15 protein-coding genes, 1 tRNA gene and 4 pseudogenes are annotated in these 22,893 nt (G+C 60.6%); 9 read left to right on the top strand and 11 right to left on the bottom strand.

Annotated features, from left to right (window positions below):
- Positions 1 to 5: 5 nt before the first annotated feature.
- Both X750_RS154500 and X750_RS154505 read left to right on the top strand, forming a co-directional pair.
- Positions 6 to 971 (top strand): ABC transporter permease subunit, encoded by a 966-nt coding sequence (locus X750_RS154500; protein WP_031196135.1) that lies wholly within the window; start codon positions 6 to 8, stop codon positions 969 to 971.
- Entirely contained in the window at positions 968 to 1,786 is an 819-nt protein-coding gene (locus X750_RS154505) for an ABC transporter permease subunit (RefSeq protein ID WP_023669326.1), read from the top strand. The genes X750_RS154500 and X750_RS154505 overlap by 4 nt, the downstream gene beginning before the upstream one ends.
- A 42-nt stretch (positions 1,787 to 1,828) precedes the next feature.
- Here X750_RS154505 and X750_RS154510 read toward each other — a convergent pair whose 3' ends face one another.
- On the bottom strand, positions 1,829 to 3,682 hold the full coding sequence (locus X750_RS154510) for an AsmA family protein (RefSeq protein WP_023747205.1): 1,854 nt from the start codon (positions 3,680 to 3,682) through the stop codon (positions 1,829 to 1,831).
- Positions 3,683 to 4,048: 366 nt separating this feature from the next.
- On the opposite strand from X750_RS154510, the gene X750_RS154515 reads away from it, so the two are divergent.
- Positions 4,049 to 6,019: an acetoacetate--CoA ligase gene (locus tag X750_RS154515; RefSeq protein WP_023704498.1), complete on the top strand. Its 1,971-nt coding sequence runs from the start codon at positions 4,049 to 4,051 to the stop codon at positions 6,017 to 6,019.
- Between the two features lie 265 nt (positions 6,020 to 6,284).
- Here the strand turns inward: X750_RS154515 and X750_RS154520 are convergent, their stop codons facing one another.
- On the bottom strand, positions 6,285 to 10,289 hold the full coding sequence (locus tag X750_RS154520; protein ID WP_023747204.1) for a PAS domain S-box protein: 4,005 nt from the start codon (positions 10,287 to 10,289) through the stop codon (positions 6,285 to 6,287).
- A gap of 323 nt (positions 10,290 to 10,612) precedes the next feature.
- Between X750_RS154520 and X750_RS154525 the strand changes: the two genes are divergently transcribed.
- On the top strand, positions 10,613 to 11,071 hold the full coding sequence (locus X750_RS154525) for a phasin (RefSeq protein ID WP_023669330.1): 459 nt from the start codon (positions 10,613 to 10,615) through the stop codon (positions 11,069 to 11,071).
- 346 nt (positions 11,072 to 11,417) lie between these two features.
- Positions 11,418 to 11,494 (top strand) — tRNA-His (locus tag X750_RS154530).
- A 146-nt stretch (positions 11,495 to 11,640) separates the two neighbouring features.
- Here the strand turns inward: X750_RS154530 and X750_RS154535 are convergent.
- From X750_RS154535 to X750_RS154545, 4 genes and pseudogenes are all read right to left on the bottom strand, one after another.
- Positions 11,641 to 11,895: a hypothetical protein gene (locus X750_RS154535; protein WP_023704496.1), complete on the bottom strand. Its 255-nt coding sequence runs from the start codon at positions 11,893 to 11,895 to the stop codon at positions 11,641 to 11,643.
- 67 nt (positions 11,896 to 11,962) lie between these two features.
- Positions 11,963 to 12,097 (bottom strand): annotated as a pseudogene (locus X750_RS1000000164270) (glutathione-dependent formaldehyde dehydrogenase); the annotation flags it as partial.
- Positions 12,098 to 12,268: 171 nt separating this feature from the next.
- A pseudogene (locus X750_RS1000000165725) lies at positions 12,269 to 12,376 on the bottom strand (oxidoreductase); the annotation flags it as partial.
- A 68-nt stretch (positions 12,377 to 12,444) separates the two neighbouring features.
- The gene (locus X750_RS154545; protein ID WP_023704493.1) at positions 12,445 to 12,762 is read right to left on the bottom strand and encodes a hypothetical protein; all 318 of its coding nucleotides are present in this window, start codon (positions 12,760 to 12,762) and stop codon (positions 12,445 to 12,447) included.
- Positions 12,763 to 14,374: 1,612 nt separating this feature from the next.
- Here X750_RS154545 and X750_RS01000000162795 point away from each other — a divergent pair.
- Positions 14,375 to 15,507 (top strand): annotated as a pseudogene (locus X750_RS01000000162795) (transposase).
- A 226-nt stretch (positions 15,508 to 15,733) separates the two neighbouring features.
- Here X750_RS01000000162795 and X750_RS1000000165720 read toward each other — a convergent pair.
- The 5 genes from X750_RS1000000165720 to X750_RS1000000163650 all read right to left on the bottom strand — a co-directional run bounded on the left by X750_RS1000000165720 (position 15,734) and on the right by X750_RS1000000163650 (position 20,657).
- Positions 15,734 to 16,237 carry a hypothetical protein gene (locus X750_RS1000000165720; protein WP_156932380.1) on the bottom strand — a complete coding sequence of 168 codons (504 nt, stop codon included), beginning with the start codon at positions 16,235 to 16,237 and terminating at the stop codon, positions 15,734 to 15,736.
- Positions 16,221 to 16,388 carry a hypothetical protein gene (locus tag X750_RS1000000165715; protein WP_023747203.1) on the bottom strand — a complete coding sequence of 56 codons (168 nt, stop codon included), beginning with the start codon at positions 16,386 to 16,388 and terminating at the stop codon, positions 16,221 to 16,223. Before X750_RS1000000165715 ends, X750_RS1000000165720 begins: the two co-directional genes overlap by 17 nt.
- A 400-nt stretch (positions 16,389 to 16,788) precedes the next feature.
- Positions 16,789 to 18,642 carry an AAA family ATPase gene (locus X750_RS154550; protein ID WP_023747202.1) on the bottom strand — a complete coding sequence of 618 codons (1,854 nt, stop codon included), beginning with the start codon at positions 18,640 to 18,642 and terminating at the stop codon, positions 16,789 to 16,791.
- Complete coding sequence (locus tag X750_RS1000000165710) at positions 18,635 to 18,916, bottom strand: hypothetical protein (RefSeq protein WP_156932379.1); 282 nt, start codon at positions 18,914 to 18,916, stop codon at positions 18,635 to 18,637. Before X750_RS1000000165710 ends, X750_RS154550 begins: the two co-directional genes overlap by 8 nt.
- A 547-nt stretch (positions 18,917 to 19,463) precedes the next feature.
- Entirely contained in the window at positions 19,464 to 20,657 is a 1,194-nt protein-coding gene (locus X750_RS1000000163650; RefSeq protein ID WP_023747199.1) for a site-specific integrase, read from the bottom strand.
- Positions 20,658 to 21,068: 411 nt separating this feature from the next.
- Between X750_RS1000000163650 and X750_RS1000000166810 the strand changes: the two are divergent.
- The 3 genes and pseudogenes from X750_RS1000000166810 to X750_RS154565 form a co-directional block, all read left to right on the top strand.
- Positions 21,069 to 21,195: pseudogene (locus tag X750_RS1000000166810) on the top strand (IS1595 family transposase); the annotation flags it as partial.
- A gap of 218 nt (positions 21,196 to 21,413) precedes the next feature.
- A complete protein-coding gene (locus X750_RS154560; RefSeq protein ID WP_156932377.1) occupies positions 21,414 to 22,223 on the top strand; it encodes a hypothetical protein in 810 nt (269 codons plus the stop codon).
- Positions 22,220 to 22,795, top strand: coding sequence for a type II toxin-antitoxin system VapC family toxin (locus tag X750_RS154565; RefSeq protein WP_023747197.1), 576 nt, complete (start codon positions 22,220 to 22,222; stop codon positions 22,793 to 22,795). Before X750_RS154560 ends, X750_RS154565 begins: the two co-directional genes overlap by 4 nt.
- The last annotated feature ends 98 nt before the right edge of the window (positions 22,796 to 22,893 follow it).

The following is a 22,893-nucleotide window of genomic DNA, read 5'->3' as shown; positions in this document are numbered from 1 at the left end:
AGGCCATGTCCAACATCGCCATCACCGGCACCGGCCCATCGACAGCGGCCAAACCGTTTCTGACACGGCTCGGCGCCGGCTTCGTCAGCCGGCTCGTCATCATCGTGCCTTATCTCTGGCTGCTGTTCTTCTTCTTCATCCCGTTCATCATCGTCTTCAAGATTTCGCTGTCGCAGTCGGCGATCGCCATGCCGCCCTACACGCCGGCGCTCGATTTCAGGGACGGCATGTCCGGGTTCTTTGTCCGCTTCCGCGAACTCAGCTTCGACAATTATGTCTGGCTAACGCAGGACGCGCTTTACTTCAAAGCCTACGTGACCAGCGTTATCATCGCTGCAGTCTCGACGATCCTGACCTTGCTCGTCGGCTTCCCGATCGCCTACGGCATGGCCCGCGCGCCGGCGACGATCCGTCCGACCTTGCTGATGCTGGTAATCCTGCCGTTCTGGACGTCGTTCCTGATCCGCGTCTATGCCTGGATCGGCATCCTCAAGCCCGAGGGTCTGCTCAATCAGCTGCTGTTGTCGCTGCACATCATCAATCAGCCACTGATCATCCTCAACACTTACACGGCGATCTTCATCGGCATCGTCTATTCCTACCTGCCATTCATGGTGCTGCCGCTCTATTCCTCGCTGGAAAAGATGGATTATTCGCTGATCGAGGCGGCAAAGGATCTCGGCTGCCCGCCGACATCAGCCTTCTGGAAGATCACCTTCCCGCTGTCGCTGCCCGGGGTCATCGCCGGCTGCCTGCTGGTGTTCATTCCAGCGGTTGGCGAGTTCGTCATTCCCGATCTGCTCGGCGGCTCGCAGACGCTGATGATCGGCAAGACCTTGTGGAATGAATTCTTCGCCAACCGTGACTGGCCGGTGTCGTCGGCCGTCGCCGTCATCCTGCTGCTGCTCCTGATCGTGCCGATCATGCTCTTCCAGCAGGCCCAGGCACGCGCCCAGGAGCAGGACAAATGAACGCCACCTGGAGCCGCTTCAACGTCACCTCGGTCGTGCTGGGCTTTGCCTTTCTCTATCTGCCGATCGTGCTGCTCATCGTCTTCTCCTTCAACGAGTCGAAGCTGGTCACCGTCTGGGGCGGCTTCTCGACCAAATGGTATGCCTCGCTGTTCCACAATCAGGGGCTGATGGACGCCACCTGGGTGACCGCGCGTGTGGGTGTCATCTCCGCCACTGTGGCAACCGTGCTCGGCACGCTGGCGGCACTGACCTTGACCCGCTACACCCGCTTCCGCGGCCGCATCCTGTTTTCCGGCATGGTGTTTGCGCCGCTGGTCATGCCGGAAGTCATCACCGGCCTGTCGCTGCTGCTGCTGTTCGTTGCCGTCGGTCTCGACCGTGGCTTCCTGACCGTGACGCTTGCTCACATCACCTTGACCATGTGCTTCGTGGCCGTCGTCGTGCAGTCGCGCCTGGTGTCGTTCGATCGTTCGCTGGAAGAAGCTGCCTTGGACCTCGGCGCAACGCCGGTAAAGACCTTCTTTCAGATCACGCTGCCGGTCATCATGCCGGCCATCGTCTCCGGCTGGATGCTGGCCTTCACCCTGTCGCTTGACGACCTGGTCATCGCCTCCTTCACCTCCGGGCCTGGCGCCACCACGCTGCCGATGAAGATCTACAGCCAGGTGCGGCTCGGCGTGACGCCGGAAATCAACGCCGCCTGCACCATCCTGATCGCCGTCGTGGCGGTAGGCGTCATCATCGCTTCGGTCGCCAACAAGCGGCGTGAGGTGCAACGCCAGCTCGACGAACAGGCCGCGCAGCGCGGTTGATTGCGTCAAACGAGGGATAGGGCGATCCCGGTAAGGGTCCGCCTATTCGCCTGAGACGCCGCGGCTGATCGGCGAGATGAACGGCGTGCTCCAGGTGCCGCCGACGAAGAATGACGACTGGTTGGATCCCTGCTGGCCATTGACCGGTGCCGCTGCCGGGTCGGCCTGAGTGACACCCCCCGAAAGCGCCAATCCGCGTCCGCCGTAAGAGGCGATGCCGGACAGCCAGACCTTGTATTTCGCCGAATTGGCCTCGGCCTTGTCCAGCCTTGCCACACCCTTCGAGATGGTGGCCTTGAGCTCGGCGCCGTCCATCGGCAGTGTCCCGTCCGAGACGTCGTCGAGCGCGAAGAAGCCGCCCTGTTCCGTGTGCTTCAGAAATGCCGGCAAATTGAGCCCGCTCAGCGCGCCCGGCCCGAACGTCGCAGAGACCGAGCCGTCCGCGTTCTCGAAGATCGAGTCCCAGGATTTGCCCGGCCCTTTGAGAATGACCGAGACAGTGCCGGTGCTGGCCGGCACCAGCCGCGTCATTCCGGCCGCGGTGCCGAAAGCGGCGCCGTCAATGTCGGAGGCGAGCAGCCGGATCTCGACCTGCGAGCCCTCCGGTTTGCGGTCGAAACGCAGGCTACTTTGCACGTTGCCGCCAAAGGCCGACGCGTCGGAGATATCGAAGACGGCAAGCCCGTTCTTCACCTGCGCCGTAGCGGCGACGTCGGCAAGCTGGATTGCGCCGGCCGAGGCATGTGCCGCTGACAGCCTCAGATCGAGATTGATCCGGTCGGCGAAGCTGGTGTCGATTTCGCCGGGACCGGTCTCGCCGGTCGGCGCCAGCGGCGTGAAGGCCGAAAACAGCGACCTGAGGTCGAGCGTATCGAAGGCGAGTGTGCCTGATATCACCGGCAAGGCGTCGCCGAACGAAAAATCCAGCGCCCCCATTCCCGGGTTGTTGTCGAGCGTCACCGCGGTGTTTTCGAATTTGACGCGGCCGGCGGTCGCCGTGATCTTGCTCGAAACCGAGACCGAACCGATCGCCGTACCAGGAGCAATGCCGGCCTGCGACCATTCCAGCACGCGCCGCAGCGAGGGCGCGGCGAATTTCGCCTGGCCATCGAAATAGGCGTTTTGCGACATGCTGGCCGTGCCGTCGAACGAGAAGCTGGCCGGCGCTGCCTTGAACGAAAACGTGACCGGTGCGGCGCCGCCGGCAAACAGCACCAGCGGCTTGGGCGAGGCGGCATCGACGGTGACGCTCTCGCCGCGCCAGATTCCGGTCGCCGACAAGGTCGCGTTGCTGTTCATCGCTGCCCAGTTCGCCTGGCCGGACAGGCTGGTCAGCAATTCGACGTCCTTGCCGCCGACGGAGGCGACCATACGGCCGTCCCTGAATTCCACGGTGCCGAACGGATCGGCGGGCAGCTTGCTCAGATCCGGCTTCGTCGGATCGGCGTTGACCACGCCGCGCGCCGTGTCGATGGAGCGGGTGATGCGTCCGCCCGTTGGTATGGCGGGCAGGAATATGCCGTTTGCGGCGCGCTGGACCCGGATCGTCGGCCGCACCAGCCGCGCCGTCGAAAACACCACATCGCCCTGCAGCGCCGCCATGGCCGAAAGGTCGACCTCGACCCGTTCGGCCTCGATCACCGGCGGCGCGTCGGTCTCGGTCCACTGCGACAGCGTGACGTCGCTCAATATGGCGCGGAACTTCGGCCACACCTCGATGCGCGGCGAACCGGCGATGGTGACCCTGAATCCGCTCCACGCGCTCATCTCCCAGGCAATGCGATCGCGCACGATCCGGGTCGAGGCAATCAGCGGCAGAGCGGCGACGACCAGCGCGATGACGAGCACGGCAACGCCGATCGCCCATATTCCGCGCCGGATCAAAGGTGATGGCATATTGCCCCGGTTGCTTTCATTCCGATAAAAATCGCCTGACGGGTGTAACCGCCAGTTGTCACCACGCCTTCCAGTCGTCACTACGACTTAGGGCTGAGGCATTTCAAGTCTTTATGGCCCGGCGATGGCAATTGCGCACACATGGCCGAGTTTAGCGGAACAAAATCTTGCTCTGCCGCACGGTGGTAGGCATAAGCGATGCAGCTTCAGCCTGCTACGAGGCGCGGCGTTTTTGGGACAGCGCGCCTGTAAAGCTGAGGCTAGTGCATGTCGCCCGGAAGAGTGCAGCGGTTCCGGGACAACGACGTGCATCAAAACAAAAGCATATCTATCTTGCGACGCGACGGGCTTCAAGGAGGATCGATAATGGCTGCCGAAGCACCGCTCTGGACCCCGACGCAAGACCAGATCGACGCAGCACCACTGACCGCGTTCATGAAGGCAGCAGCGGCCAAAAGCGGCACATCCTTCGCCTCCTACGCCGAACTGCACCGCTGGTCGGTCGAGGATCGCGAGGGCTTCTGGAGCCTGCTGTGGGACTTTTGCGGCATTGTCGGCGACAAAGGGACCGATGCGGGCGAGCCCGTGCTCGTCGATGGCGACAAGATGCCCGGCGCATCGTTCTTTCCCGAAGCGACACTGAACTTCGCCGAGAACCTGCTGAAGAAGACCGGTTCCGGTGACGCGATCGTCTTTCGCGGCGAGGACAAGATCGAGCGGCGGCTGTCGTGGAGCGAACTGCACCAGCTGACCTCGCGCTTTCAGCAGCTTTTCCTGTCGCTCAAGGTGAAAAAGGGCGACCGCATCGCGGCGATGATGCCCAACATGCCGGAAACCGTCGCCGCCATGCTGGCGGCCGCCTCCATCGGCGCGGTCTGGTCGTCCTGTTCCCCCGATTTCGGCGAGCAGGGCGTGCTCGACCGTTTCGGCCAGATCGAGCCGGTCATATTCATTGCGCCGGACGGCTATTGGTACAATGGCAAGGCAATCGAGGTAGCCGACAAGATCGCTGCCGTTGCGGCGAAGCTCGAAACCGTCCGCAAGGTCCTGATCGTCGACTATCTCGGTACCTCGCGCGATATCGCAGCGATCATCGACAAGGCCGTGGCGCTCGAAGAGGCGCTGTTACCCTTTACCGCCAAAGCGGTCACGTTCGAGCGGCTGCCGTTCGCGCATCCGCTCTACATCCTGTTCTCGTCAGGTACCACCGGCATTCCCAAATGCATCGTCCATTCGGCCGGCGGCACGCTGGTCCAGCATGTCAAGGAACACCGGCTGCATGCCGGACTCATCGAAGGCGACCGCTTCTTCTACTTCACCACCTGCGGCTGGATGATGTGGAACTGGCTGGTGTCGGGCCTGGCCTCGGGCGCCACGCTGCTGCTCTATGACGGCTCGCCCTTCCACACCGACGGCAATGTGCTGTTCAGCTTCGCAGATGCCGAGAAGATGACCTTTTTCGGCACCTCGGCCAAATTCATCGATTCCGTACGCAAGGCCGGGCTCAAGCCGATCCGCAGCCATGATCTGTCGAGTGTGCGGGCTATTTCCTCCACCGGCTCACCGTTGTCGCCGGAGGATTTCCGCTTCGTCTATGACGGCATCAAGAAGGACGTACATCTCGCCTCGGTTTCCGGCGGCACCGACATCGTCTCCTGTTTCGTGCTCGGCGTACCGACGCAACCGGTCTGGACCGGCGAGATCCAGGGTCCCGGCCTCGGCCTTGCCGTCGATGTATGGGACGATGACGGCAAGCCGATCCGCGAGCAAAAGGGTGAGCTGGTCTGCACAAAAGCGTTCCCGTCGATGCCGATCGGCTTCTGGAACGATCCTGAGGGCAAGAAATACCAGGCCGCCTATTTCGAGCGCTTCGACAATGTTTGGTGCCACGGCGACTTCGCCGAATGGACCGCGCATGGCGGCATGATCATCCACGGCCGTTCCGACGCGACGCTCAATCCGGGCGGTGTGCGCATCGGCACGGCGGAGATCTACAATCAGGTCGAACAGATGCCGGAGATCCTTGAGGCGCTGTGCATCGGTCAGGATTTCGACAATGACGTCCGCGTCGTGCTGTTCGTGCGGCTGGCCGCCGGCGTGACGCTGGACGAGGATCTGGAAAAGCGCATTCGTTCCAAGATCCGCAGCGGCGCCAGCCCGCGCCACGTGCCGGCAAGGATCGTCGCCGTCAGCGACATTCCGCGCACCAAATCGGGCAAGATCACCGAGCTTGCAGTGCGCGACGTGGTGCATGGCCGCGCCATCAAGAACAAGGAAGCGTTGGCCAATCCAGAGGCGCTGGAGCTGTTCAGGAACCTGCCGCAGCTGGCTGAGTGACGCGGCCGGGATGGTTAACCAGATATGTCGGTCGAATTTACCTAGATTTCATGAGTGGTACACATTCGTAAATTTTTTGGACGGCCGGTAAGGAGTTGTTAAGGCCCGGCGTCGATAGTCGCACGTAACTTGAGGGAGAAATCCCGTTCCTCGTCCCCTGAGGATCAGATTCGCTCAAGCCCCCGTTGTGACAGCAAATCCCATTTAAGGCGTCCTGTTGGACGCCTTTTCTTTGTCCGGGATTCTCGCCCGGGAATGGCCGGCCCTATTCGGCCAGCACCCGCGTCGACGGGAAGGCGACCTCGACCAGCGTCCCTTCGCCCGGCGTCGAGGTGATGGTGAAGCGGGCGCGGTTGGCTTCCACCATCGCCTTGGTCAGCGGCAGGCCGAGACCGGTGCCGTCGCCACGCCCGCGCTTCAGCGCATTGATCTGCTTGAACGGCTTCAGCGCCTGCTCGATCTCGGCATGGCTCATGCCAATGCCGGTATCGCGCACCCGCATGACAACGTCGCCGGAGGTTTCATAGGCGGTCGACACGATCACCTGTCCGCCGGCTTGCGTATAGCGAATGGCATTGGACAGGATGTTGAGCGCGATCTGGCGCACGCTTCTGAGGTCGGCGACCACTTCGGGCAGTCGCGAGGCGAAGCTGGAGCGAATGATGACACGCTCGCGGTTGGCCTGCGGCTGCATCATCGCCACCGTCTCGGCCAGCGTATCGTTGAGCGACACCGCCTCGTAGTCCATTTCCTGCTGGCCGGCCTCGATCTTCGAAATGTCGAGGAGGTCATTGACGAGATCGAGCACATGGTTGCCCGAGCGGTTGATGTCTCTGAGATAGTCGCGGTAGCGGTCATTGGCTACCGGGCCGAACTTCTCGTCCACCATCAGCTCGGAAAAGCCGATAATGGCGTTGAGCGGCGTGCGGATCTCGTGGCTGATGCGGGCGAGGAAATCGGTCTTCTGCGAGGAGGCGCGCTCGGCCACCGCGCGCGCCTGGGTCAGATCCTCTTCGGCCCGCTTCCACTGCGTGATGTCGCGCACCACGGCGCAGAAGCCGCTGTCATTGGGCAGCCTGCCGATGGTCATGAACAGCGGGATGAAGCGCCCTTGCGCCTCGCGCCCGATCACCTCGCGGCCATCGTTCATCACACTCGCCACGCCGGGCTCGGACAGGCCGTTCAGATAGTCGCGCGCCGCGCGCTGGCTTTCGATGGCAAACAGCGAGGCGAACGGTTTACCGGTGACGTCGTCGCTGTCGAAGCCGAACAGCGCCTCGGCCGGCCGGCTGATCGAGCGGATGTCGCCGTCGCGGCCGATCAACACCACACCATCGGTCGCGGTGTCGATGATGGTGCGCATCTCGGCAATGCGCGCTTTGAGTTCGGAGACATCGGGCTGCGTCTGCTCCTCGGCTGCGAGATGCGCAACCATCGGCGGCTCGTTATCGCCGGTACGTCGCACCACCAGCATCAGCGCCTTGCCGGCGCGCCACGGCACCGAACGCAAAATGGCTTCGATCGGAAATTCCTGGCCCTCGCGCGTCTTCAGTTTGAGTGTGTGGTCGCTTTCGCCGGCCATTTCTGAATAGGGATCGGCAAACAGCGCGTCGAGCCCGCCGGCGTCGCTCAGGTCCTCAAGCGTGTCATAGCCGGTCAGGCCGAGGAATTCCTCATTGGCGTAATGAAGCTCGTCGCCCGAATGGATGAGCAGCGGCACCGGCAGCTTGCCGAGGATCGACGTGTCAGGGGCCTTGTGTTCATCTCCGGCCGAGAATGCCGAAGGCATGAACCCCTCAAGCTTGAGCGGCGGCACTTTCAGGCGCTGTGGTTCTGCCGGCAGTGTGTCCGCATCGCCGGCCTTGTCCCCGTCTTCCACGGCGGAATCGGTCGCCTCGTCGGACGGCGCCCAATCCTCATTGTCCTCGGCATCGCGGAAGTCGGCCGACGTCATGCTGTCGTCTTCACCGGCATTGGCCGGCGTCTCGGCAACAACCGGCTGTGGCTCTGCGGCCTCGACGATCTCTTGGGCTTGCGTATCATCCGGTTCGGAAGCCGGCGCAAGTTCGTCGTTGGACGACGTTGCTTCCGTACTGTCTTCGGTGACGGAGCCTGGTTCGGGATCGGCATAGTCGAGCAGGGAGCGCGACACTGTCGGCGCCTTCGCCTCGCCTGCTTCGCTGTCCGCAAGGCCGTCGTCCGGCTGCTCGCCGTCAAGCCGCGTCAGGTCCTTTTCGTCCTCGGCATCGCTTTCCGGCGGTTCGGCCTCAGCCGTTTCGCTTTCGGGTGCGGTTGCCGATGGTTCAGCCACGGCAGCCGGGCGGGCTTCGCCCGGACTCGAGACCTCGGCGGGCCGCCGGGCTGGCGCGGCTGTTTCAGCCTGGTTCGCCTCGACATGATCCGGCTTGGGCTCATCTGCCTTGGCCTGGTCTGGCGTTACCTGATCCGGATTGGCCGGTTCGGCCTGCTTGGCAGTCTCCGGCTGCTCCGGCGGGGGATTGTCCTTCTTCAGCCGCTCGCCGATTTCGCGGAAAGCGCTGCGCTCCAGCGTCGACAGGCCCCTCTCGCTTGTCGGCTGCTTGTCGTTGGCGGGCTGCCGATGCTCGGCCAGCCGGATGACCTTGTCGGCAAAACGACGTTCCTGCTTCGGCACGATGGTCAGTGCCGGCACTTCGCCCTCGAACGGATCGGCCGCCTTGGGAGCTTCCGCCACGGGCTGTTCCGGGGCCGGCTCGGCTGCTGCCGCTGGCGCGCCATTGGGGACCAGCGCCATGCCGATTGCTTCCGGATCGACCACCGCATCGCCGGCGCGGGCGACGCCGAAACCACGAAAACCTTCGAAGGCGCGGCTGCGGCCATAGACAGGCAGTGCTGCCAGATCGACCGGTATCTTCAGGTCGGAGCCGGCAACCGGCCACAGTACCGAGCGGCCCGACCAGGTGTCGCGCCGTTCAAGCAGGCCCGCGATCTCGCCCGAGGCGTCGAGGCCGAAAATTGTCGCGACGTCCTTGAAGCGGCGGCCGATCACGTCGGCGGCGGCTTTGCCGACAATGTCGCCGAATTCCGGCGACAGCGCGCTGAACTTGCCCTCGGCGTCGGTGCGCCAGACGAAGCGCAGCGGCGGCGCCGAGCGGTCGATCTCACGTTTGGCGGGAGGCGCAGCCGGTGGGGCTGCGTCAGAGGGCAGGGCGGGCGCAGCGGCACTGCAGTCCAACTGCGCACTCTCGGCCGGGGAAACAGAATCCGGCTCGGCCTGCGCCGGGCTGTCCGGCTCGCCCGCCTGCGGCTCTTCGCCGGCATGGAAGTACCAATGATCATGTTGCGCCGGCGCGCTGTCATTCGCCGCCTGCTCGCGACCGGTCGTCTGCTCGCGATGATCCGCCTTTGTATCGGTTGACGCCGAAGCATCATGCTCGGTGGCAGCCGGACCTGTCTCCCCGACGTCAGGCGCGGCCGCGAGTGGGGCGCCCTGATTCCCGCTTGCGGGGGGGTGGTCAGCCACCGCATCCACCGTTACCGCGTTCTCCGCGGCGGCTTGCGCCGGGCCATCGTCGACCTGCGCTGCAGCAGGTTCGGCATCCAGCTCGCCGACAGGATTTTCCTCACCGAGCTGATCCTCGTCGATGACCACCAGCAGATGCCTGGACTCGGTCAGGCGCGCGAAGCCGGCCGGATAGGACGTGGCGCCGCCGGGGACCAGCCGCTTGACGATGCGGTCGTCCTGGCTCGCCACGTCGGCGACAAGCGCGGCCAGCGTCTCAGGCCGGATGGCGAGCGCGCCAAAGCCATCCGAAGCCGCCTCGACAGTGCCGGCGGCGTCGACAAAGGCGATGAAATGGCCGTCTTCGGTAAAGCCGCTGATCGCGCGGGCCGCAATGTCGGCAGCACTGCGCGAGCCGGCCTGCGCTGCCGGCACCACCAGCATGATGGCGCTTTCGCCGTCCGGCATAGTCACCGCACTGGCCAGGAAGCCGACGGCGCGGCTGGTGATGCCGGTCGCCAGCCGTACCGTAATGGCGCGGTCGCTGCCGATCTGCGGGAAGCCCGCGGTCGCCATGATCTGACGCCTGGCGATCAGCGGCAGCTGTGCCGAGGCGCCGATGATGGCCTCGATGTCGGGATAGCCGAACACCGCAGCGCCCGGGCCGTTGGCCCAGATCACCTGTTCGAGGTCGGCCGACAGAATCGCGATCGCGTCGCCGGCGGCGAAGCGCTGGCGAACCGCATCAAGCACGGCGACATCGAGGAAAGAGTAGTTCTCGGAAGGCATGCGCTTGGCGGACCCTTTCGGTGAAACCTCTTGGCGAACCCCTCTTGGCGAACCTACAAGGCGGGCAATTTGCAGTTAACGCTTTGTTAATAAAAGCCCGCGCGGCGAAGGTCCACAAGCCATCGCGGGAAGCAGGTGGAATCTCTGGCCACTTGGTTAACAGCCTCTCGGAATGCCCTTGGATAACCTCTTGGGTGACGCACGGGAAGAAATTTATGGTGCACTGCAACAAAGATATTGCATCGCACAAAAAAACCGCTATATTGCCATCATACATGAACGAGACGGCTTTTTGTCAAAGCCGCTACCCGAAAGGATGGAAAATGACCAAGGCCAAGACCGCTGAGACCATCGAAAACGTCGAATTCCCGAGCTTCGACGCTTCCAAGGCAACCGACCAGATCCGCGCTTTCGCCGAAAAGGGCGTCGAGCAGTCGAAGGAAGCCTACTCCAAGCTGAAGACCGGCGCCGAAGAGACCCAGAAAGTCCTGGAATCGACCTTCGAGACTGCCAAGACCGTTTCCAGCGACCTGTCGCTCAAGACCATCGCCGCTCTGCGCGCCAATGCCGAAGCCGGCTTCTCGCATCTCGAGGCCCTCATCGGCGCCAAGTCGCTGTCGGAAGTGGTCGAACTGCAGACCGCCTTCCTGCGCAAGCGCGTCGAGACCACGGTCGAGCAGGCCAAGGACTTCCAGGCTGTTGCTTCGAAGGCTGCCGAAGACGTCTCCAAGCCGGTCAAGACCGCTTTCGAGAAGGCCCTGAAGGACATCAAGGCCGCCTAATAATTGCGCACAACTCTGCGATGCATCAAAACGTCGCATTTCGTCAGACAAATAGGTGTGCGATAGAGTTGTCCAAATGAATACCCGGCGAGTGGAACCTCCTCCCTCTGCTCTCCGGGGTGACCAGCCAGCACCTCCTCCCGCTGGCTCGTAACAGGAAAAGGCCGGCACCTCCTCCCGCCGGCCTTTTTCTTTTGCCGAAGAAACCGGCGCCTGTTGGCGGAACCGGCTTTGCCTTATCAAAGGCCTTGAATTAGTCTCTGATAGACCGTATTGGACGCATCGCCGAACGACAGAGCGGATCTCGGAGAATGAATTTTCACCACGATCTGGCTCAGGCGAACGTGCCGTTGTAGCTCAGATGGTTAGAGCGCCGGATTGTGGATCCGGAGGTCGCTGGTTCGATCCCAGCCAACGGTACCATCGAATTTCCCGCTAAAGTATTGATTGCCGATCCCGACGATCCACGAGAGATCAAGACCTGTATGGCCCTGTCGGCAGGGCAGGAAGACCCTGACTGCGCACACACACCGCGGTGCGGATACCCGCGCCGCAGCTTAGGTTTCATTTTACTCCAGCGGTTCGTCGGTCGGCCGAGGCGTCGTGCCTGCCTGACGAGGACGGCCGGCATTGCGATTTGCAATGCGGCTGTCGAGCGGCGATCTGGACGCTTGCTGGGCGCCAGCGGTCTTGGGCGCCGTCGGCTTGGCGCCGGAATCGCTGTTTTCAGCGTCGCGACGGGGATGTGGCAGGCCGGCGGCATCAGGCGATCTGACCGGAGGTGTGGCGGCCGGGTTTGTCGATACGGGTTTGTCCTTGGCCATTTTCAACTCTCGCCTTTTCAGCATGCAGACGGCCGGACAACAAAGTCGGGCCACTGGGGCAGAACGGTCAGCCGTGCGGGCGCATCACGACTTTGATGCAGCCGTCCTCCTTGTCGCGGAAGGTTTTGTAAAGTTCGGGCCCGGCCTTGAGGCCAGCGCGATGGAATGACGGGTCGATATCGCCGTTCTGAACTTTCTGCAGCGATGTCGCGTTCATCCTGGATCGTCGGATCGGCCACCTGTTCACAGCGTATCTCGCCTTTGCCGTGCCATGTGAGGGCCTTCATGTGCTGTTCCTTGACGACAAGCTCTGCAAGCCCGAACTTGGCTTGATGTGAAATGTTCCTGCTTCGAACGAGCATCCGGCCTCAACCTTGGCGGCCGAGCCGGGTTCGGCCATGCCGCAATGCTGCTCGGCCAGGGTGCCGGCCGGCGTGCCATGCGCCGCTGCAACCTGCAGCTTGTTTTTCCAGCCGCTGATCGCCTGCTGCGACGACCGCATCCCTGATCGCTTCGCAGGGCAGAGGTTTGGCGCAAGCGCAGGATCTGCTATCGCGCCAGCATCGCGGCGACAACGAACACGACGGCGGCAACGACGACAAGCGCGACAATGGCCAGCACCGGGCCGTTTTTACTCGGGGCCGGGGCGCTCTCGTCGTCCGGCCGCCGCATCGCATTGGCGAAGCTTGCTTGATTAGCGAAAGCCGGCGTGCCCGTCGCTGCGGGAACCGGCACGGCGCCGGTGTCTGCCGCTTCGGCATCGGTTTCCATAGGCGCCGCCGCCGGGTCGAATCCCGGCGTCTTGTCCTCTGTCACCCCAGACTGAATATCGCCTCTGTCTTCGGCCGGGTTACGTTCGACGTTCATGATGATGCTCCTGAACTGGCCCGGGCTTCCCCAACCGCGAGCGGATCAGGATGTTCCATTGGGCGGAATCGCCGACAACGAGGAGCAAATTTCAGCTAGCCTTCAAACAGATGTCCCTGGTGGCAACGCGGGCCTTGCAACCGGTCAGCACCGGATTGGTGGTCTCGTTGTAGTCGGCCATGGTCGGCAACGCGGCAGATTCGGCAAAGTTCCAGTCTGGCTCGCAATGCCCGCTTACGCACACCGCCGCTCGTTGACCTTGAGCTGGCTCGTTCCAGCGACTCCAACCCAAATTGCCAGTCCGGCTCCCGGCGGCGCGCTGTTTGTATTCCGTGGGAACATCAACAGCGCCAGCGAGTTCGGTATGTGCAGCGAGTTCCCTGTTCGCCGCATGGCCAACGTCCGGAACTCTTGACCGTCTCGCGTCTTCGCTCCTGGAGCGCGGGCCACTCCTCTTAGCCCAAGGTTGCGATCATGAGCAGAAACATTCCGGAAAAGCGGGCCAGGCAGGGTGGCTTGGGGCGACCGGTCCTTGGCGTGCTCTTGGCAGGCCTTGTCTTGGCGCTCGTTGCCTGGGGGATCGCTGAAATCTATGGCGAGCAGGCTAAGACACCGGCGACACAGCAAAACAGCCGGGTTCCATCGCCAGATACTTACAGCCCAAATCCTGGCCAAACGGACCCTGCAAACTCCAAGGCCGATGATGTGAATGGCGAACCGGTGGACCGAAATCCCAAGCTCGACAAGGATCCCACGCCGCGATCAAGCACTGGCGGGGATCAGCCAGGAACGCCGCCAGCTCAACCTGCTTCGCCATAGCGTTCGCACTAGTTGACAAACACAATTCAAACAGATGCGGAAATGTGGAGCGGCGATTTCAGCCAATTTCAAGAGCCGGGTCTGTCAATAATCGCCGGCGCTCTCTGATAGCTGGGGAGCCACAAAACCTCCGCTGATTCTTACCGCTTGCTGGATGGCACTGGCGGCTCCAGACCGACTGCGCGCTGTGTCACGCCGGCAGACCTTTGCACCTCTGGGCGCTTTTGAACTTGCAAGTCGATGGAATCGGGCAAGCTGGGTGTAGATGATGCAGTCGTCATTTTATCGAGGTCCGGCAGCAACACCATCTTTGCGTAGCGTGGAGGAACCAGATGGCCTCCGAAAACAGCGAATATCCTGCACACGAAGAAGCGAGAAGCAGGGCCGTAAGCACATCTGAATCTCGACAAATCTCATGTGCTCGCTCCACGCGTAAGGATCCCGCCGCGCTCTCGACAGTAAGAGCGGCGGGATCCTCAACCGGCGATGAAGGGACTTTGATCGACGGTCTTCTCCTAATGTGGCTTCCGGTTGCGTGTTCCCTGGTTCGGACCTTATCCACCGACTAAGGGACTAAGGTCCCGAACCTAAATGGAACCAATGGGGAAGAGCGGAATCCATGGTAGTGTGCTGAGAGTTCTGCAAATTCGCTGAGAGAGGGCGGTCATGGCAGGCTGGTGATGTTCAACGTCACCGNGGTAGTGTGCTGAGAGTTCTGCAAATTCGCTGAGAGAGGGCGGTCATGGCAGGCTGGTGATGTTCAACGTCACCGATTCCTGGAAGGAACGCCACCATGACCAAGACAGAAGGTAAATCGACCAGCGCTGCCGTCAAAGACATTCTGCTTTCGAACCCGGAGGGGCTGCACGAAGTGATCCGTGCGGTAATGCAGGAGGTTCTCGAGGCCGAGATGGAGGAGGCGCTGGGTGCTTCGAAGGGCGAACGCACGCCTGAGCGCCTTGGGTATCGCTCGGGTTACTACGGCCGCACCCTGGTCACCCGGGTGGGCAAGCTTGAGCTGCGGGTTCCNGCGCCTTGGGTATCGCTCGGGTTACTACGGCCGCACCCTGGTCACCCGGGTGGGCAAGCTTGAGCTGCGGGTTCCACAGGACCGGGCGGGTCACTTCTCCACCGAGCTGTTCGAGCGCTACCAGCGTTCGGAGCGGGCCTTGGTTGCGACGCTTGCGGAGATGTATGTGCAGGGCGTGTCGACCCGCAAGGTGAAGGCGATCACGGAAGAACTGTGCGGCCATGCCTTCTCGGCCTCGTCGATCTCGGCCATCAACAAGCGGCTGGACGAGAGCNCGGCAGATCCTGGCCGTGGAGATGGCCAATCGCGAGAGCCGCTCGGCCTGGAAGGACTTCCTCGTCGGCTTGAAACGACGCGGTCTCAAGGGCGTCGAACTGGCCGTGTCCGACGACCATGCCGGCCTGGTCGCGGCGATCGGCGAGGTGATCCCGGAAGCAGCATGGCAGCGCTGCTACGTCCACTTCCTCAGGAACGCGCTCGATCACCTGCCCAGGAAGCACGGCGACGATTGTCTGCAGGAACTGCGCTGGCTCTACGACCGGCGCGATCTCGCCGAGGCCAAGGCCGATCTCGCCGCGTGGCTGTCCAAATGGTCCGCCCGCTACCCGCGGCTGACCACCTGGGCGGAAGAAGCCATAGAACAGACGCTGACTTTCTTCCGGCTGCCGCGTCAGCATCACAAGCACCTCAAGTCCACCAACATGCTTGAACGGCTCAACGAGGAAATCCGCCGGCGCACCTATGTCGTGCGCATCTTCCCGAACGCCGAAAGCTGCCTGCGCCTGGTCAGGGCGCTGGCCGTCGAAACCAACGAAAACTGGATGGAGGCCAACCGCTATATCAACATGGATGATCTGCGCGAGCACAAGAAGCTCGCTCTACGCCAAGCCGCATGACCAGTTTCATGATCGCCCATTTTGCAGAACTTGACGCACACAACCCTGAACAGTTGCACGGGGCTGTTCCAAGCAGACCCCGCACCACAGGAAGAGGCGTGGACATGATAATGCAGAACTATGTCGGCTGCGACATCTCAAAGCAGTGGTTGGACTTTTTTGATGAGGCAAGCGGTCAATACCATCGCANAAGAAGCTCGCTCTACGCCAAGCCGCATGACCAGTTTCATGATCGCCCATTTTGCAGAACTTGACGCACACAACCTGCGGTGGATCGATGGTCGAGGCCCGCCAGCGGCCTGGGTGGGTATTCGGAAGCGAGTGAAGGCTCTCGTTCGAGTAAGCGCCAATCATGGACCGCTAGGAACCCTGCCGCGTATTCGGCGAAGGATGGATGCGACATGTAGTCAAAATCATTGGCTTCTAGGGACGCCGCGAAAGAGGCCCACAGCATGTTTCGCGGCAAACAAGAATCCATAAGGACCGTGCGCTCGATCCTGTTCATTGGCAATCGCTGCCCAGAAGGACCAGTCCGTCCGAAGTGGGCAACGGCGCGCACCGCACGGACAGACAGCGCCACTTCTTCGAAGAAGTCGTCGTCCGTGGTGAAGTATCCACCGATGATCGGATTTGGAATCTGCCTGCCTACGGCGCCTTTCCCCCCTTCTTTCAATCGACGCCAAACATACCTATAGCAAGCGGCATCCACATTTTCACCTGTACCAACCATCGGTGTTCTTCCTTTCAGGATTGGCGTTCGCAATCCAACTCTTCGCCACCACCACCACCCCCCACACCCCCCGGTAGTTGGTGGTGGCGCTGGCGCGCCTCACCACCACCTCAAGCCACTTGATCGCCAATTGGCTGAAATGGCTTTTCATGGCTTTCCGCTCTGCTTCCGGTTCGGTGCAATCTGGCTACCGCGATTTGCTGTTGGCACGGCCGACGTCGGCGGTATCGAACCCGTGACAGTTGCTGGGATTGGTCCGACGACGATGTAAGCCTGTCGTGCGTAACCTCCCCGCCCGATGCGATTGACCTGGACGGGTCCGATCTGAATGCGACCCAATCGGCGAAGGTATTCGAGAATGGCCTTTGCCTCGACGTCGCTTGCGATGCCATTACGCTGTGGAGCAAGGGCTCTGGCTACTACCGGAACGGCATAGTCGGGGGACTTCGGCGATGGAGACAGTGGCGCGGGGGCTGTGCCGACAGCCATCAACGCGGCGTCAATCATCGCCTGCGGAAACGGCGTGGCGGTCAGCGAGGGCTTGAATACCTCTACAACACCAACCTTGTCACCGTGGGGATAGATCGGCGGTTGCGCATTCGGCATCTCGACCGAAACGCGACGGAACCACCGTACAGGTTCTGCTTCGTGCCCGTGACCCTGAAGACGGAGTCAGCATCCCACGGTGCGACACCGATTTCTGTTGCATCGTCATTTTTCAATGGTTCGATAGCGAGGCTTATGCGCGCCAAATTCACAATGCTCGCCGCGCCCATTGCGGCGTCGGCGTTGCCCAACTCCCGATTTTTCGACGTGTGATGGGCAATGATAACGGAGAGCTTGTTGAGTGCAGCAAGCGAGACCAACTCGCGCATAAGCAGGGCTGCGGCGGCGTTGTCATTCAATGTCGCGCCCCCCACGACGGCTACGAGCGGATCGAGGATCAGAACGTCGGGTTTGTGAAGGGAGACCAGCGCGCGAAGCTCCTGCCAACCCGGCGGATTTAATCCAGGAGTTCCACGCTCCACCTTGATCAAGGTAAGAGACAGCCTGTCCGCTCCTGCGACATATAACCCGCCAACATGGGCGTCGGTCAGTTGGTGGTGCGCCATCGCCGCGCGCACGCGCAGAGCGATTTCATCGGTCGCATCCTCTGCATTGATGTACAGAACTCGAAGCCTCCCCCCGAACACGTGACTGTCTAAAAGGGGGCGTCCTGAAGCACATGCCAGAGCAAGCGAAGTCAGAAACGAAGACTTGCCCTTGCCACCTGGTGCAACGATCAGGGAAACGGCCCCGCGAACCAAATCTGTTCCGTGAAGCCACTGGCGTTTCGGTGGAATGGCCGGCAGCGCGGCAACGGGCAAGGCTACGCCACGTGTCTCGCTGGTAGGCTTCTTTTCAGGTGAAGACGAATCGAGCAGGCTAGAGACTTCCGCGCCTGCCGAACGAGCCAAATGGATGAGCGTGCCGACCGTTGTTCCACCTGCCCTGTTCGCCCGATAGGAGCTCCACGCCGAGTCGAAATCTGCCTCAGAAGTCCAGCTGGCGCCCCGTCTGGACCATTCCAAGGCCAAGCTCCGAACATCTGGACAGCCACGTTGGCCAGCATCCGCGACGGCAAACAGGACCGCGAGCCATTGGTTGCGAGGGTCTGATTTACTGTTGTCGAGAACCGTCAGGCACTCCGCCACCACACAACGCTGTTGATCGGGAGCAAGATCATCGAATGGATGGTGAATTGAGATGCCGGCAGCGAGGTCGTTGATGTGGGCGGATCGCGCGGAGGGAGTAACTTTCGAAGGTAATGCGCCGACCGAACTAGCGAGAATTTGAGACACAGCATTTAGAATTGCCGAAATCTGCTGCTCGCCAATTGCGGGAACCTCGGCTGCACTTACTGTCGCAGGGGATTTGCCACCAATCCAATAAATCTCTGCGCCAGATTCGTGGACGCCGTGAGCAACCAACTGCTGACCATTGCCAAGGACTTCCAGTTTGCCAAACTTCCCGGACACTGCCTTCTTACACGGCTCACCAGCCTCCGCTTTGTAAACAATCGCCAGCCTAGGTGAGTTCACACGTCGGCGAATTAGGCCGCCTCTGGGAAGCAGCGGCAAAATTGCACGCATGATCTCCTGAACCTTCTTAAGCTCATCCACATCAACATCAAACACTCGGAATCCCGCAGTGCAGATACCGGTATTCGCGGCAGTCGCGCTTACCGGCAACAGGTGATCGAGGTTTTCGCCCTGCGTCCAGTTCTCGGCGACTGGCCGCTTGCCTTTCGATATCACCCTCACAACGCGATAGCCGTTTGCGATGGCCGCCCGGCGGAAGTTTTCCGAGCCCTCAAGATCACCGGCTGTCCGGCAATTGCGACGGACACTAACCCTGCTAGGCATTGTGGTTCGTCCCGGCCAGCGCCACCTCATGGCGGCGATGACTCATAAAGGTTTTCAGGTCTGTGATGGTGTAACGGATGAAATCACCGTTGCCGTGATAGCGCGGGCCTCGGCGCTGACTGCGCCAGTTCATCAATACTGATGGAGAGGATTGGATGAACGCTGCCGCATGTACGGTGTCGATGAATGCATCGTCTGGCAAACCGTTTATTTCACAGAGTAGTTCGAGCCTAGTTTTCCGACGACGGGGAGTCGGCTGATTTTCGGCGGTCATCTGGGGTGTCTCCTTTTCAGGCCGACACCCTAACTACTGGCCAACTTGACCCATGTCTTGGTGAGGTTTTCGCAACTACCTAATAATGTCTCGCCCGTGCCGCATGACGCGGAACGCATCGAGCGGCCAAGGTAGTCCCGCGATGCCCGCCATCTCCCGTGCAACCCGGTAGGCCAGTGACTCGCGCTCCGTCCCGTCGGCCGCAATTGCTCCCCGGGAGATCGTAAACTTGACGCCAGCGCGGTCCAGCGCCTCCTTGATGTCAGATACCAGCACCTGACGGGTGGAAGCATCCCCGCTAAGTTCCCGACGCCTCGGCGGAATACCCAACATTGCGCGCTCGACGGCCACCGCGAGATCAAGCCAGAGTTCAGTCTTAATTGAGTTAGGTAACTGATCGAACTCGCTAAGGCCGTCGATGATCGTTCTAACATCCCCGCGCAGAGCCGTTCCATCGTTCGTGCCGCCGGTTCGAATTTGGAATCCTGGCCGGACGTGGCGAGCCTCGTACGCTAGGCCAGCCCGTGTTTTGATCTCCCTAAGCGGATTACGAGGCATCGCTAAACGCCTTTTCGACGGCCGCGCGGACCGGGTCGATGTCGAGATGCACATACGCCCGCGCGCTTTGCGGACTGACATGTCCCAGCGCTGCGGTGATCGTCGCCGCTCCAGCCCCCGTCATGGCAAGACGGGAGCCCAGCGTTCTCCGCAAGTCGTGCATGCTAACTTTGGATACTCCAGCAGCTTTGATTATCGAGGTGAGCGGTTTTTCAGGATTGACGATGTGCCCAGTGCTCGACTTCTTCGACGGCCAACACCACGGCGAACGGCTTCGTTTCTGCTGGCGAGCCAGAAGTATCTCGACCGCTCGCCTCGGAAGAGCTATGGCCAATTCGCGCCGGTTCTTCGACCATGTGGCCGGAACAGTCCATAGCCCAGCGTCTAGGTCGAGGTCCGACCAGCGCATGGCTGACAGTGCTCCTCGCCGTGCCCCGGTCAGAAGGGCAATCGCTATCAGGTCCGCGAAGAGGTCACCACGACGCTGATCTAACACTTTGAGGATCGCGACGATCTCAACGGCTGACAATCTACGCGTCCGAACTTTAGACTCTGGCCGCTCGACACGACGCGCGGGGTTATCATGGCTCCTGCCGGCTCTGTTCATTATCGCGCCCAGCATCACGATGACCTTTCCCGCAGTGCGAGATTTTTCGGCCACTAATAAGTTCTGCTTAATTTTCTCGATGTCTGCAGAAACGATGTCCGCCACCGGCTTTGATTTCAGTGCCATTGGAATATGCAGCCGCCATACGGTCTCATAGTCGCTAAGAGTGCTCGCACGGCGCTGCTTCGACGCTTTGAAGGTTTCGAAGGCGTCGGTGAGAGTAATCGCCTTCATCGCCGCTGCCGCCTTTGCGGCGGCTCTATGAGCGCGAGGGTTCTCACCGGCCGCCACTTGTCCGTTCAGACGCTCAGCCGCCTTGCGCGCGTCGTCCAGGCGCAGGCCAGACACTCTGCCAAGACTTAGACGAACAGGTCTGCCGGCAACCTTCTTTGACCAGACGTAGGTCTTCGTCCCCGACGCTCGGACACGCACGGCAAGCCCGCTGACACGCAGGTCGAGTACTACGATCTCGCTGCCTTGGGGTTTGAGGTCCGCGATGCGCTGTTCGGTCAGGTTGACCTTCTTTGGTGCAGCGCGTCGCCGAGGGTTTCGTGTTAAAAGTTTGTCATTGACCATTTTAATGCTCAGCTACCTCAGGGTTACCCATGGGCTACCTAGTGCAATTATTTTGAGTGAGTTAAAGTGAGTAAGAGTGTTGTAACCTAAGCCACTAAACGAGACATTTCAATATGATCGGTTGGAACTAAAGGTAAGACACAAGGAATCATAATCCTGGGGTCGGGGGTTCAAGTCCCTCTCCCGCTACCAGCCTTCTTTTCGACGGCTAAAAGATCAATAAAATCAATTAGTTGGTCTCGGTGCGCATAGGGACTTAAATCGATTTACTCGGCAGTGTGGACTCATTTGTGGGTATGCGTCCCTACGCCCGACTCCACACTTCGGATGAAGAAAATTACACGTCGGGCACAACGCGTGCCGCATGGCGAGAAAATCTCCTTGGTTTACGACTACCGGACGGGCGAGACCCATTCGACCAATCACGTCGAAAGCTTCTGGGAGGTGTTCAAGGTTTCGGCTCGCTCGACCGACTTTCCGGTCGAACCACCGCGTGATGCAGAACGCGATGTTCGATCTGATCGTGGCTCGCGTTTGATGACTTTGGAGGCTGCTTCGAGGAACGCAGCCTCTTCAATTGGGCCGACGCTGGCCGCCTCGTGCTGGCGGATAAAATCCTCAAGTTTTCCGTCCCTTAAGGCATCCTTGAGCGACAAGCAGGGAACGTTTTTTCCTTCCGAATCAAGAACTTACTTGCATAAACCTTGTCGAAAGGTTACAATGTAATACATTGAGCCGCAATGGATGGTGTTTGCCGTGGCAGAGCTTGATAGCCACCAAGTCAGATTTCGCATAGTCGGGACTGCCGATCTCCAAGGCAAGGTTCTCGCCAGCGTTTTCGCGCAAAAACTAGCGGCCCTGGTTAGGGCTATGGAAGCGGCAGATAAGGCGGCTAATGGGCAGCAACGCTTTGATTTTGTTATCGTAGATCTCAAACCGACCAGCGCTTCAGCCACGCTGAGAGAGTTCCGTATAAGCTCGAAGGCTCCAGACTATTCAAGCGTGGAAATCTTCGAGAGATGCGTCCGCTCGGTTGATACCCAGCACTATCAATTTGCTCGGGAACATCTGGAATGCGTCAAGCAGCTGGTCGCAGTAGCGAAGGACGTTGCCAAAACCTATGACCATGCAGAGATAACGGTAGATAATTTCGAGACAGTCGTAATTGACGAGACTTTCCTATCGAATGCCACCGAGGCCATAACGATACCAGACCCCGAAGTCGCTGAGGCCAAATGGTTCAAGGGCGTCACAGTCGGTAGCTTCGATGGGAAAATTCTTGAAACCGATATTAGACACAGTACCCCCAAATTCATCGTTCGGTTAACCGCCGGCGGCAAAGAGATCACGTGCGACTGCCCCGGCTTTTCGATTGACGATATAAGAACTGTCCTTGGTCGCCGTGTGCGGCTAACAGGCCGCGCGCACTACGACGGAACTGGCGGACTGCCATCCAAGATTGAAGTGATTGAAAAGCCGCGCCTTATCAAAGAGAACCCGGATTTTGCACGGTGGCGCGGCACATTTGAAACGTTCACCATCGATGATTGGCACGGTGACAATTGACCAACCGGCCTGCTCATTACTTTTGGGACTCGTGCGTATTTATCCGGTTCCTTCTTAAGGATCAAAGCGCTGATTATTTTTGGGACATCAATCAATACATTAGCGATGCGGTCGCTGGTAAATGCCAGATTCACTATTCTACGATTGCGATGGCAGAGATTAAGCCAAGCCATCTTACTGCAAGCGGCTACGGTGATTTCGTGGACTTCCTCGCTGATTTTGAGGGAGCATTTTCGCCGATCGATCCGCTGCCTAGCGTTCTGGAATGGTGCGGCGTAATCCGCGATTTCAGCTATCCAAACCCCGAGCCTAAGGGCCACGATAGGATGCTTGGCATGGCCGACGCCATCCACCTGATGACGTGCATATTTGCCCGGGATGAGTTGGGTCTTCAGGACATCGTGTTCCATACGATGGATGATGGGAAACACAAGAATGCGGAAGGGAAGTGCGTGACCCTTCTGAATTTTGAGAAGTGGGTGGAGGGTATACCAAAGAACCCTTATACGCCCAAGATCGTCGCCCTGCCGCGAAAGCCTCCAATACATCCTGCACCGCGCTTTGACATATAAAAACGCCGCTCAACCCGAAGGGAGCGGCGTTTGATGAAGGCCAGCGTCCTAACCGCTAGACGACCGCCCCATGGCAGGGCGTACGGGGATCGAACCCG

The organism is Mesorhizobium sp. LNJC391B00 (assembly GCF_000502535.1).
GTDB lineage: Bacteria > Pseudomonadota > Alphaproteobacteria > Rhizobiales > Rhizobiaceae > Mesorhizobium.
The sequence above is the reverse complement of the archived record's forward strand: the minus strand, read 5'-3'. Positions and strand labels throughout refer to the sequence as shown.